This is a genomic window from Uliginosibacterium sp. 31-16, from assembly GCF_030730865.1.
Taxonomy (GTDB): domain Bacteria; phylum Pseudomonadota; class Gammaproteobacteria; order Burkholderiales; family Rhodocyclaceae; genus Uliginosibacterium.
Genome location: NZ_JAVALZ010000002.1, coordinates 739,620 through 752,336 on the forward strand (window position 1 = coordinate 739,620; position 12,717 = coordinate 752,336).

Sequence of the window (12,717 nt, forward strand, 5' to 3'; positions counted from 1 at the left end):
GCATGGAACTCATCAACGCCACCCGCCTGCAGGCGGCCTACACCATGGGCATGGAGCCCAGCGGACGCGAGCTGCTGGTCGTCGCAATCAAGGGTACATTCCGCCTGCCGGCCACCCCCCAGGAATCCGCCCGCCTGCTTGACGAGCAGCAACCACTCGTCATGGCTGATATCTTTCATGGCGAGCCGGGCTTCTCCGCGCCGCGTTATGAAGTCGACTTCGCTCCGCGCAAGCACGCCTGCGATATCCTGCTCAACGCCAGCGCTTATGCTCCCGATGGCCACCCTGCCGAGCGCGTGCCCGTCGGCGTGCGCATCGGTAGCTGGCAGAAAATCTTCAACGCCGTTGGCCCGCGCATCTGGCAGAGCGGACTGACGGGAGTTTCGGCCTCCGCCCCGCAGCCCTTTGTGCAACAAGCCATCCACTACGGCGTGGCTTTCGGGGGCTGCGACCTGCGCCACGAAGACCCGGCCCAGCACGCCGCCTACATGCCCAACCCCGTAGGCATCGGCTTCCACCAGCACCTCAAGCCCGAGTGGATCGACGGGGCTCCGCTCCCCACGACCGAAGAACTCAACCGCCCCATCACCGACCCACGCGGTGCCTACGCCCCCATGGCGCTCGGCCCCATCGGCCGTCACTGGGCCGCGCGTGCGCCTTTTGCCGGCACCTACGACGACACCTGGCTGGCCGATCACTTCCCCTTCCTGCCACCGGATTTCGATGAGCGCTACTACCAGGCCGCCCCGGCAGATCAGCAACTTCAGCTTCCCGTCGGCGGGCAGGAAGTCACCCTGCTCAACCTCACGCCCGATGGCCGCCGAAGCTTCACCCTGCCTGGCTTCGAAGCCCCCGTGTGGATCTTTCCCAAGACGGGTGGCAAAGAGGAATACCGAGCCACACTCGACACCGTGATGATCGAGCCGGACGCAGAGTGCTACACCCTCACCTGGCGCCTGTGCCGCCCGCTCAAGAAAAGCCTGTACGAGATCAGCCAGATCCTCGTCGGCCGTCAGGGTGAGGACTGGTGGAAGCGTCGCGAGGAAGTCGCTTTCTACGTTTCACCCGATCTCATCGACATTCTCGAAGCGCACGAAGCCGAGCAGGCCGGAGGCAAGGCATGAACGCGCCACTCGCCATCCGCCGCTGCGGGCTGGTCACCAGCGTCGGCCTCACTGCCGCATCGAGCTGCGCCGCGATGCGCGCCAAGCTAAAAAATGCAACCGAAACAGGCGTAATGGGTACAGGCCCAGAGTGGATCATGGGCCATCAAGTCGCTCTCGATCAGCCTTGGCGCGGTCTGATCAAGCTCGCCCGCATGGCCGCAATGAGCATCCGCGAAGCGCTGGCCGGCATTCCGGCGGAACACTGGATCGAAATTCCTTTGTTGCTCTGCGTGGCCGAGCGCGAACGCCCGGGCCGGCTAGACGGGCTGGAAACGGAACTCCTCAGCCAGATCGAGCTCGAACTCGGAGCCCGCTTTGCCCCGCATTCCGCCGTCGTGCCACACGGGCGCGTCGCGGTGGCCGCCGCCCTGCATCAGGCGCGCCAGTTCCTCGCCGCGCAGCAGGCCGCACAAGTCCTCATCGTCGCTGCCGACAGCCTGCTCACCGCCGCCACGCTCTCCGCCTTTGATACCCAGGAACGCCTGCTCAACAACCGCAATTCCAACGGGTTCATGCCCGGCGAAGCCGCCGGGGCCATCCTCGTCGGCCCCGCTAGCCGCGGCCCGGAACTGCGCTGCCAGGGCATCGGCTTCGATCTGGAGAGCGCACACATCACCAGCGAAGAGCCCCTGCGCGGCGACGGGCTGGCCCGCGCCTGCAAGGCCGCTCTGGCCGAAGCCGGCTGCGCCATGCACGAAATGGACTACCGCATCGCCGACCTCTCCGGCGAACACTACTACTTCAAGGAAGCCGCGCTTGCCGTCTCGCGCACCATGCGCACGCTCAAGGAAGAGTTCGACCTCTGGCACCCCGCTGAAGCCATCGGCGAAACCGGTGCAGCCAGCGGTATCGCCGTGATCGCTCTGGCCGACGCCGCCAGCCGCAAGGCCTACGCCCCGGGGCCTGCCAGCCTCGCCCACTTCGCCAACGACGCCGGCCAGCGCGCCGCGCTCGTGCTGCACTTCAAGGAGGCATGATGGCCAATCAGGTCTTTGCCAACATGATGGAAGTCTCCTGCAAAGCCGCGAATGGCAAATCCGTGGCCTGCTTTCCGGATGTCTGCTTCACCCCGCCACAAACCCCGGCCACCCCGCCCGGCGTGCCGATTCCCTACCCGAACACCGGGATGGCGAGCGACACCACCAAGGGCTCGCGCACCGTCAAAATCAGCAGCAAAGAGGTCATGCTCAAGAACAAGAGCTACTTCAAGACCAGTTACGGCGACGAACCCGGCTGCGCTCCCAAGAAGGGCGTAGTCACCTCCAAGAATAAGGGCAAGGTCTACTTCCAGAAGTGGTCCATGAACGTCATGGTCGAGGGCGAAAACGTGGTGCGGATGGGAGACATTACCACCCACAACCATGGCTCAGTTCCGGGAAATACGCCGACCTGGCCGTACATCGACGGGGTAGCAGTCGACCTTGACAATCCCTGCGTTGGAGACATGAAGAAAGAGCATGCTGCTTGCAAGGACTGCACTCCCCATAAGGAAGGAGGCATCAACCCCTGCGCCGGCGTGGACGCCTCCCTGACATCTGCCAATGACCCCACCAAGGTCATCAAGCCCGGCAAAGACGGGGTAGATGACTATGCAGAGAAAGTCGCAGCTAATGACTGCCTCAAGGCGCGTCGCTGCATGCTTCAGCCTTACGACAAGACAGAAAAAGGCAAAGGTGGCTGTTGCGATGGCCAGACCGGGCACCACCTAATTGAAGCAAGCGGCTTCATGGAGGGACGCACCAGCAACAATCCATCAATTCTCGCCGAAACCAAGTACGACCCTGCAAAAGCGCCCTGTGTATGTGTGGAAGGCACCAATCAGTACCACGGCACTCACGGTCTGCTGCACACCTACCAAAGCACCTCGGCCGTAGACACCGCCACACCGGGCAGCCTCAGTTTCGTTCCGATGGACGATCCCAAAGCAGATCCAACCCTGAAAAAAATCGAAAAAACCACGACCTACGGTACCGCCAAGAAACAAGCGCTGGAGGCCATGGAGAAGGTTTTTCCCAAGGAATGCGATTCAAAATGCATCGAAAAACAGCTTGATGCTTATCACAATCAAGCCGGCATCAGTGACGACACCAAGTGCAAAAGCGTCATCACCGGGCATCACGGGGATGAGTGGGTTGCAAAAGCAGACAAAAAGATCGCAGAGAATGCGGCAAAAGCATCCAAGCCAAGCAAAAAACTCTAATCCGTAAAAAACACAAGGATCTACACAATGGCAGGGCACTGGACAGACACTTGTTCTTTTGTTGACGCGGCTATCACAGACAAAGGTGTCGTCTGTGCGGCCATATCCATCGACGAACTATCAAAAGACCAAATCGAATACACAAAAATGGCCGCATTGTTCCCAGAGGACATTGGGGATATATCAGAATGGAGTGATCTTGGAGAAGCCCGCTGGGACTCTATTGGCGCTGGTTTTTTTACAAGTCCAGACCGATTTTTCGCGATTGTCGGTGCAACAGGATCGGCGTACACCACAAATGGCGAGGAGCCTAATGAAGCGAAAATCAAGGAAGGTTCTGACTATGCATCAGAGATTGGTTTGCTACGAGGGATAAGAAACATCGGCGGCTCGCTATACGCCTGCGGCATGCACGGACAGATTTGGAAACTGGGGGCTGGCAATAATTGGTCTTTCATGACAAAAAGTCTTCCGCGCAAGAACGGCTTTGAGTCACTGGACGGCTTCAACGAGAATGAAATCTACGCGGCCGGCTGGGAAGGCGAAATCTGGCAGTTCGATGGTCAGCGCTGGATTCAGCACGACTCGGGTACCAACGTCATTCTGGTGGACATCATTTGCGCCGGAGACGGACAGGTTTATGCGGTTGGCCGCGGCGGCATGCTGGTCCACGGGCGCGGAGCGGCCTGGGAAACCATCAAACTCAATCTTTCCGTTGAGCTCTGGAGCCTAGCCTGGTTCAAGGGCGAACTGTATGCGTGCTCGACACGCGACATATTCAAATGGGATGGCGAGACTTTCGTACCGATGAAGATCGAGGGGGACCGGCCCAACACGCTCCAGTACCTGAACGTCAGCACGCATGGTGAAGAACTGTGTGTGGTCGGCCCCAAGGATTTGTTCCGCTTTGACGGCACAACCTGGACCCGCATCGACTGACGCCAATGATTGCCACCATTCTCACCCAACACACCGAAGACGCCGCCCTGCTCTACCTGCAACGGCGTGCAGCGGTGCATGCGCCGCATTTCGCCCTGCTCTACCTCAAGCGCCTTGATGAGCGCCTCGCCGCGCATCTGGATGGCTTGTGCGTGGCTGCCGAGGAAGGCCAGCCCTGGCTGCGCGAGGAGGATGGCGAACTGCCCGGCTCACTGTTTGCCGAAACGGTCGTGGCGCTCACAGCGCAACCCGCACGACTCGACGCGCTGCTGGCGCGGGCGGCAGCCCTGCCGGAGGAGTTGCAGGCCGAGGTGGTGGCCGCGCTGGGCTGGGTGGAGAGTAATTGTCTGCAAGGCGTGGTGAAGACGCTGCTGGAGTCGCCAGATGCCTTCCATCGACGCCTCGTGCTTGAGGCCTGCATGCAGCATGGTGCAAATCCCGGTACCTTCCTGCAGACAGACTTTGCGGCGGAAGATCCGGCGCTGCGGGCCTGCGCCGCCCGCGCGGCTGGCGAACTGGGCCTGGCAACACTGCGCGAGCCCTGCCGTATGCTGCTGGATGACACGGCGTCGGCGGTGGTGTTTGCTGCTGCCTATGCCGCCGTGCTGCTGGGTGATCGCGCCCAAGGCCTCGCACAACTCGGCAGTCTTGCCGCCCAGGCCGGTCCGCACCAGCACGAAGCCCTGCGCCTGTGGCTGCTGGCCGCGAATCCGGTGGATGCACACAACCTGCTCGCGCAGTTGGCTCGCCAGCCGGAGCAGACTCGCACGCTGATCACAGCCAGCGGCATCGCGGGCGATCCACAATACCTGCCCTGGCTGCTACAGCAGATGGAAAAACCGGCACTGGCGCGCCTCGCTGCCGAGGCTTTCGCGCTGATCACCGGACAGGATCTGGCCGAGGAAGACCTGGATGCCAGTGCACCGGGAATGCCAGAAGAAGACCTGCCCGGCCCGAACGACGACGCGGAGAACGAAGACCTATCCGAAGACCCGGACGACAACCTGCCCTGGCCAGATGTCGCGAAGCTGCAAGCCTGGTGGCAAGCCAACGCCGCCCGCTTCCCGACCGGCCAGCCCTTCTTCATGGGTCAGCCACGCTCGCCACGGATTGCATTGACTACGCTGCGCGAGGGCTACCAGCGCCAGCGCCGCCTCGCCGCCCTGATTCTCGCCCTGCAAAGCCCGGATACTGCGCTCTTCAACATCGCCGCGCCTGCGCGCCGACAGGCCGCCGCGCTCGCAGCAATATCCTGAACATCTGCCCGGAGAGCCGCTTCTGGCGCGCTTCTTCAGGCAGGCATGGCGCACATCGAATCAGAAGGCGGGTCTGCCGCGATACTTGCTGGAAAACAAGTACAGGCGCGGGTCTGCAGGCAGGTCAAATCCGGGGGAGTGGGATGACGCAAAAATCCTGAACTCCTGCGCAATTCCGCCTAGGGCACACCGCAGAACCGGCCCGCTTTTTCGTTTTTCACGGGCACCCACAACGTCATCAGGCGGACTTCGGGCTCCGTGCTGAATGCAAACCGGATTGCCCTTGGTTCGGGGCAAAAAACAGCAACGCCCCGAGAAAATGAAAAAGCCCTTGATAAACAAGGGCTTTTTCATTTAATTCGTGGCGGAGAGAGGGGGATTCGAACCCCCGTCAGGATATTATCCTGAACACGCTTTCCAGGCGTGCGACTTAAACCACTCATCCATCTCTCCGCGAAGAGGCGCGATTATAGCCAGAGAAACGGCTCAGGGCAATGTCGAACAGAACTAACCTGAAGCAAAGCCTCTGCCGGGAACCCCTGGCAAGAAAAATTGCCGTAAGCTTTGCATGCGGATGCTTCAGAGTCTGGTCACCGCGCCCTGCAGAGACACTACAAAAAAGGCAGCACAGCTGCCATGAAAGGATGGACACAATGCTGATCCGCCGCCCCGCCGACATCGCCCCGTCGGAAATCACCTCGCCCGACTTGTATCGGGCCCGTCGCGAATTCATGCGTCTGAGCGGTCGCACCGCACTGGCCGGTGCGGCCACGCTGGCGCTGCCCTGGTCGGCGGCCGAAGCGGCAGCCTTGGCCAATGTGCAGCCCAATCGCCAGAAGATCGACGACAAGCCGACCCGCCTGAAGGACATCACGACCTACAACAACTATTACGAGTTCGGCGTGGACAAGGACGAGCCCGCGAAGAACGCCGGCGTGCTCAAAACCCGCCCGTGGACGGTGATCGTGGATGGCCTGTGCAACCGGCCACGCCGCTTCGCCATCGAGGATCTGCTCAAGCTCGCGCCGCTGGAGGAGCGCATCTACCGGATGCGTTGCGTGGAAGGCTGGTCGATGGTGATTCCTTGGGTCGGTTTCCCGCTCGCCAGCCTGCTCAAGCTCGTCGAGCCCCAGGGCAGTGCGAAATTCGTCGAATTCACGACCCTGTACGACGAAAAGATCATGCCCGGCGTGAAGTATCCGATCCTCGACTGGCCGTATACCGAGGGACTGCGTCTGGACGAAGCCCAGCATCCGCTGACCCTCCTGGCAGTCGGCCTCTACGGCGAGGAGTTGCTGCCGCAGAACGGCGCGCCGATCCGCCTTGTGGTGCCCTGGAAGTATGGTTTCAAAAGCGCGAAATCCATCGTGCACATCCGCCTGACCGAAAAGATGCCGGGCACTGCCTGGAACAAGGCCGCCGCCAACGAATACGGTTTTTATTCGAACGTGAATCCCAAGGTTGATCACCCGCGCTGGGAGCAGGACACGGAACGCCGCATCGGAGAGCTCACCAAGCGCAAAACCTTGCTGTTCAACGGTTACGATGAAGTCGCGCCGCTTTACGCGGGCATGGATCTGAAGAAGAATTTCTGATGCTGAGCGGGTTGCGCAATCCTGGCCGAAACGGCATCACCATCATCAAGCTCGTCCTGTTTATCGTCTGCCTGATTCCGCTGGCGCATCTGGGCTGGGGTTTCTTCAACGACGGGCTGGGCGCCAATCCGGTCGAAGCCATTACCCGCGGCACCGGTGACTGGGCCTTGCGCTTCCTGCTGATTTCGCTGGCAGTCACGCCCTTGCGCCGCCTGACGGGCATGAACTGGCTGATCCGCACACGGCGCATGCTAGGGCTTTACGCCTTTTTCTACGCCCTGCTCCACTTCATCACCTATCTGTGGCTGGATCGTTTCTTCGATCTGCAGGGCATCGCCAAGGATATTCTCAAGCGTCCCTTCATCACCGCAGGCTTTGCCGCCTTCGTGCTGCTGATTCCGCTGGCCGCCACGTCTTTCAATGCCGCCATCCGCGCGCTGGGGGGCCGGCGCTGGCAAGCCCTGCACCGCAGCGTGTACGCCGTCGCCATCATCGGGGTCGTGCATTACTGGTGGCTGGTCAAGCGCGACATTACCCAGCCACTGATCTATGCCCTGATCCTGGCTCTGCTATTGGGGTTGCGGGCAGCGTGGCGGGAGAACGAGCGCCAGAGCCAGTTACAGAGCATGCAGCCTGAAAAGGCCCGCCAGAAGCGCCCCTCCGGGAAGCGTGTGATCCCGATCCTGCCGGATCAGCGCAGATAGGGTTTGACCCGCGCCTTGAATGCCACAGCCTGTTCAACGCGCGCGGACCGATTCAAGGCCGTGATGATCTCGTTGCCCAGCGCGATGTAGTCACTGATGCGGGCGGCCTGAACCAGCTTGCCCTGATAGGTCGCGCCCTTTGCACCGAAGGCGTCGCGGATCATGTCGCCATAGATGCGGTACAGACTCATCAGGCGGCTGGACTCATCAGCGGGCACTTCATTCGGCGAAACCACCGTCAGCAAGCCCGCAGAAGCCGGGCCGTTGTTGACCGGACGGGGCGGCGGCGACAAAAGGGGCTGGATCAGGCCGGCATCCTGCAATTGCTTCAGATGCTCTTCGGTGATGCCAGCAGCCTCCAGCGTCTTGATCAGTTGCTGCGCAGGCCGCTTGCCATCAATCATGACCAGCAAGGTGCGCAAACGCGGATGCAGCCGCATCTGGCGCTGGCGCAGTTCGTCGACTCCGAACACGGTCTTGGTGAAAACAACTCCGTCCATACCTGCCCCGGGAAAGCGTAAGCGGTTTGTTGTGACCTGAAAAATCGGTGACAACATTAATCATACATACTACTTTGGGATTATTACAGAGACTCTTCCGCCTTGCAGCAATACGCACCCCATTATTTGCTCAGCGCAGGCGGGGGCAGGGTTTCAAGAAAGCTCACCACCTCATCCTCGATGCGCGTACGACGCATTGCCGGCAGGCTCTGCCAGACACGCCTGCCGTAAGGCTTGGAGATCATGCGCGGATCACACACCATCAGCACGCCGCGGTCCCGCTCGCTGCGGATCAGGCGACCGGCGCCCTGCTTCATGCTGATCACCGCGCGCGGCAGCTGGTATTCCATGAACGGATTCTTGCCCTGTTTCTCGATCCAGTCGACACGGGCTTTCAGCACGGGATCATCCGGCGGCGCAAACGGCAGCTTGTCGATGATCACCACCGACAGTGCATCACCCGGCACGTCCACGCCTTCCCAGAAACTCTGGCTGGCCACCAGCACGGCGTTGCCCAGCTGGCGGAAACGCTCCAGCAGCTCGGAGCGGGATGCCTGGCCCTGGATCAGCAGAGGGAAATCCAGCGCCTGACGATGGAAGCGTGATTCCAGCCCTTCGTGAATGATCTTCATCGCGCGCAGCGAGGTGCACAGCACGAAAGTGCGCCCCTGCGCGGCACGGATCACCGGCACGGCACGCTCGATCACCGCGTCGAGAAAATCCGGACTGTTCGGGTCCGGCATCCGGTCTGGCGCGTAGAGCACGGCCTGCTCGGCATAATCGAAGGGGCTGCCCCACATGCCGGTCTCGGGTGGCGGGTCCAGCGCATCCAGCCCCAGCTCGGCGTTGTAGTGGGAGAAATTCTTGCCTACCGCCAGCGTCGCCGAGGCGAAGATCCAGCTCTTGGCATTGCCTTCGATCTGCTTGCGGAAGATCTCGGCGACCCGCAGCGGCGTGGTGTTCAGCGCCGCGGACTGACTGAAGACTTCCACCCAGCGGATCGTGTCCGGCTGGTTCAGGCGACGCCAGTTGGTCACGCGGGTATGCAGTTCGGTGCCGCGCTGCCAGCATTTTTCGAGCCCTTCCGAGCGTTCGGCCTGCGATTCGGCCAGTGTCAGGAAGTTTTCCAGCTCCTTTTCCACGGCGTCCAGCGCGCCCACGAAGTCCGCCTTGTCGGCCACCTGTTCGTAGCCCAGACGCGCATTCTCCCCGGGAATGGCCAGGCGCAGATCACGCGCGGCCTTCTCCAGCGAGCGCGTCGCCTCCTGCAAGGGCGGAAAGTCGCGCGCCGCAATCAGCGCCTCAGTGCGTGTATCGCGCGCCAGATCGAGCATCTGGCCGGTCGAGGCCGAATCGCCGAAGAACATGCTGGCGGTTTCGGGCAACTGGTGTGCCTCGTCGAAAACCACGGTATTGCAGGCCGGCAGCAGCTCGCCCATACCTTCGTCGCGCAGCATCACGTCGGCAAAGAACAGGTGGTGATTGACCACCACCACGTCCGCCTCCTGTGCCGTGCGGCGCGCGCCCATCACAAAGCACTCTTTGGCATTCGGGCATTCCTGCCCCAGACAGTTGTCACGTGTCGAGGTTGCCGCCAGCCACACCGTCGCATCTTCGGGGACCCCCGTGCACTCGGCCTTGTCGCCGGTCGTGGTGGTCAGCAGCCATTTGCCGATGGTACGGATGTGCGACGCATCCTCGCGACTATGGAAGCGTCCTTCAATCTGTGCGTGGGCAATGTGATAGTGGCAGGCGTAGTTCTGCCGCCCCTTGAGCAGCGCCACGCTGAGCGGCAGCTTGAGTGCCTTGCGCACCGCCGGCAGGTCACGATGGAAAAGCTGATCCTGCAGGGTCTTGGTGCCGGTGGAGATGATTACCTTGCCGCCGGAGAGCAAGGCGGGTACAAGGTAGGCAAAGGTCTTGCCGGTGCCGGTACCCGCCTCGGCCACCAGCGCGCGGTTGCCCTTGATCGCGCGGGCAATCGCCTCAGCCATCTCGACCTGTTGCGGGCGGGCACGGAAACCCGGAATCACGCGGGCCAGCGAACCTTCTTCAGCAAAATGTGCAGCAACGTCGAGCATGGAGCAATACGAAAAAATGGCTTGGCGATGGTAACAGAGAGACGGGAGCCCACCGCGCCTGTGACGCGCAAAACCAGATGCAGGCTGGAAAGCCGCTCCCAGCCTTGCTCTTCAGCACCCCATCATGAAGAAGTCCGCCACAAGCGGCTCTTCGGGCAGCAGCACTTGAGCGATCCGTCTCGTTAAAGCTTGCAAAGCTGAGCAAAAACCCCGCTCGCGGCATTGTTGCGCACCTGCCGCCGTCCTAAAGTCAGCAGAACCCTTTCACGGTTCATCAACATGTCCAAGCCCGCGCTCAGCCCCATGCCCCACAAAGCCAGCGTGACCCCTATTTCCGAGGCGGAGCGCCGCCTGACCCTCAAGGAAATCCTGCGTCTGCTGCTGGAAGATCAGCTCATCAGCCGCGAGGAGGCCGAGCAGGTGCACGCCGAGCGTCACACCAGCAAGGCCGGCGCCCATCCGCTGACGGTGATCGCCGAGCGCCAGTTCAAGAACCAGCAGCCACCGCATCGCCCGCTGCATCTGGAGGCGCTCACCGAATGGCTGGCCGGCAGACTCGGACTGGAGTATTTCCACATTGATCCGCTGAAGATCAATTTCGCCAGCGTCACCGAAGTCATGTCCGCCGCCTACGCCGGGCGCCTGCAGGTGCTGCCGGTGCAGGTCACACCGCACGAAGTCGTGATCGCCAGTGCCGAACCGTATATCCGCGAATGGGAACGCGAGTTGACGCCCGCCCTGCGTCGTCCGATCCGCCGGGTGTTCGCCAATCCGGTGGATATCGAGCGCTTCCAGATCGAGTTCTACAACCTCGCCCGCTCGGTCAAGAAAGCCGCCCAGAAAGAAGCCCAGCAAGGCAGTGCGATCTCGAATTTCGAGCAGCTGGTGGAACTCTCCAAGACCAATCGCCAGTTCGATGCCAACGAGCAACACATCGTCAGCATCGTCGATTGGCTGTGGCAGTACGCCTTCGAGCAGCGCGCCTCGGACATCCACGTCGAGCCGCGCCGCGATGCCGGCATCGTGCGTTTCCGCATCGACGGCGTGCTGCATCAGGTGTACCAGTTGCCCATGTCGGTCATCACTGCGATGACCAGCCGGATCAAGATCCTCGGCCGCATGGATGTGGTCGAAAAACGCCGGCCACAGGATGGCCGTGTGAAGACCCGCACCCCGCAAGGTACCGAGATCGAGCTGCGCCTGTCGACGCTGCCCACCGCCTTCGGCGAAAAACTGGTGATGCGCATTTTTGATCCGGATGTGCTGGTGCGCAATTTCGGCGAACTGGGTTTCACCGACGACGACCTGAACCGCTGGAACCACATGACCCGCCAGCCCAACGGCATCATTCTGGTGACCGGTCCGACCGGCTCCGGCAAGACCACCACGCTGTATTCCACGCTCAAGCAGCTGGCCACTTCGGAAGTGAATGTGTGCACCATCGAAGACCCGATCGAAATGGTCGAAGGGGCCTTCAACCAGATGCAGGTGCAGGCCGGCATCGAGCTGGGTTTTGCCGACGGCGTGCGCGCCCTGATGCGGCAGGACCCGGACATCATCATGATCGGCGAAATCCGCGATCTGCAGACCGCTGAAATGGCGATCCAGGCGGCGCTGACCGGCCACCTCGTGCTGTCCACCCTGCACACCAACGACGCCCCTTCGGCGATCACCCGCATGCTCGATCTGGGCGTGCCGTCCTACCTGCTCAACGCCACCGTGCTGGGCGTGATGGCCCAGCGTCTGGTGCGCACCCTGTGCCCGCATTGCAAGGAGGCCGCAGCGCCGACGGAAGAAGAGGCGGCCGCCTGGGCGCAGCTGGCCATCCCCTTCAAAGCGCCGGTGCCCGGCCAGATCCATCACCCGGTCGGCTGTCTGGAATGCCGCAACACCGGTTACAGCGGGCGCATGGGCATCTACGAAACCCTGTTGATGTCGCCAGCGATCAGCCGGCTGATTCAGCAAGGCGCCGATCTGGCCCTGATCCGCCAGCAGGCCTACCGCGAAGACATGAAGCCGCTGCGCATCTCCGGCGCGCTCAAGATCGCCAAGGGGCTGACCAGCCTCGACGAAGTGCTGCGCATCGCACCGCCCGCGCAGGACGAGAAGATGGGGTGAGCACCTGCGGTACACGGGACACCTGAAAACCCGCCTCCACCAAGGATTTCCGGCACACCTGTCTCGTGACCCGCTCCCGGCAAGCATCTTCAGCATGCCTGCCTGAAGACGACCGCCCCATGTGGCTCTTCAGGCAGGCTCAACTCTATCCCCGGCCC

At 61.9% G+C, this 12,717-nt stretch carries 10 protein-coding genes and 1 tRNA gene; 8 read left to right on the forward strand and 3 right to left on the reverse strand.

Translation table 11 applies throughout. The annotated features are described in order from the left end of the window. Positions 1-2 precede the first annotated feature (2 nt). Genes Q9Q94_RS11125 through Q9Q94_RS11145 form a run of 5 tightly spaced genes read left to right on the forward strand, consistent with a single transcriptional unit; the run spans position 3 to position 5,561 of the window. Complete coding sequence (locus Q9Q94_RS11125; protein WP_305980133.1) at positions 3-1,124, forward strand: DUF2169 domain-containing protein; 1,122 nt, start codon at positions 3-5, stop codon at positions 1,122-1,124. Beyond that, positions 1,121-2,143: a hypothetical protein gene (locus Q9Q94_RS11130; RefSeq protein WP_305980134.1), complete on the forward strand. Its 1,023-nt coding sequence runs from the start codon at positions 1,121-1,123 to the stop codon at positions 2,141-2,143. Before Q9Q94_RS11125 ends, Q9Q94_RS11130 begins: the two co-directional genes overlap by 4 nt. Further along, on the forward strand, positions 2,140-3,366 hold the full coding sequence (locus tag Q9Q94_RS11135) for a PAAR-like domain-containing protein (RefSeq protein ID WP_305980135.1): 1,227 nt from the start codon (positions 2,140-2,142) through the stop codon (positions 3,364-3,366). Before Q9Q94_RS11130 ends, Q9Q94_RS11135 begins: the two co-directional genes overlap by 4 nt. 27 nt (positions 3,367-3,393) lie before the next feature. Beyond that, the gene (locus Q9Q94_RS11140) at positions 3,394-4,305 is read left to right on the forward strand and encodes a hypothetical protein (protein WP_305980136.1); all 912 of its coding nucleotides are present in this window, start codon (positions 3,394-3,396) and stop codon (positions 4,303-4,305) included. Positions 4,306-4,310: 5 nt separating this feature from the next. Then, complete coding sequence (locus Q9Q94_RS11145; protein ID WP_305980137.1) at positions 4,311-5,561, forward strand: TIGR02270 family protein; 1,251 nt, start codon at positions 4,311-4,313, stop codon at positions 5,559-5,561. Between the two features lie 362 nt (positions 5,562-5,923). On the opposite strand, the gene Q9Q94_RS11150 is transcribed toward Q9Q94_RS11145, so the two are convergent. Next, positions 5,924-6,014: transfer RNA gene (locus Q9Q94_RS11150), tRNA-Ser, on the reverse strand. Between the two features lie 200 nt (positions 6,015-6,214). Here Q9Q94_RS11150 and msrP point away from each other — a divergent pair. Both msrP and Q9Q94_RS11160 read left to right on the forward strand, forming a co-directional pair. After that, entirely contained in the window at positions 6,215-7,156 is a 942-nt protein-coding gene (gene msrP, locus Q9Q94_RS11155; RefSeq protein WP_305980138.1) for a protein-methionine-sulfoxide reductase catalytic subunit MsrP, read from the forward strand. Further along, positions 7,156-7,860 carry a sulfite oxidase heme-binding subunit YedZ gene (locus Q9Q94_RS11160; RefSeq protein WP_305980139.1) on the forward strand — a complete coding sequence of 235 codons (705 nt, stop codon included), beginning with the start codon at positions 7,156-7,158 and terminating at the stop codon, positions 7,858-7,860. Before msrP ends, Q9Q94_RS11160 begins: the two co-directional genes overlap by 1 nt. On the opposite strand, the gene Q9Q94_RS11165 is transcribed toward Q9Q94_RS11160, so the two are convergent. Further along, complete coding sequence (locus Q9Q94_RS11165; protein ID WP_305980140.1) at positions 7,848-8,360, reverse strand: hypothetical protein; 513 nt, start codon at positions 8,358-8,360, stop codon at positions 7,848-7,850. The two genes, Q9Q94_RS11160 and Q9Q94_RS11165, sit on opposite strands and share 13 nt — an antisense overlap. A 122-nt stretch (positions 8,361-8,482) precedes the next feature. Beyond that, entirely contained in the window at positions 8,483-10,441 is a 1,959-nt protein-coding gene (locus Q9Q94_RS11170; RefSeq protein WP_305980141.1) for an ATP-dependent DNA helicase, read from the reverse strand. 279 nt (positions 10,442-10,720) lie between these two features. Here Q9Q94_RS11170 and Q9Q94_RS11175 point away from each other — a divergent pair, with 279 nt between their 5' ends. Continuing rightward, a complete protein-coding gene (locus Q9Q94_RS11175) occupies positions 10,721-12,559 on the forward strand; it encodes a GspE/PulE family protein (RefSeq protein WP_305980142.1) in 1,839 nt (612 codons plus the stop codon). Positions 12,560-12,717 lie beyond the last annotated feature (158 nt).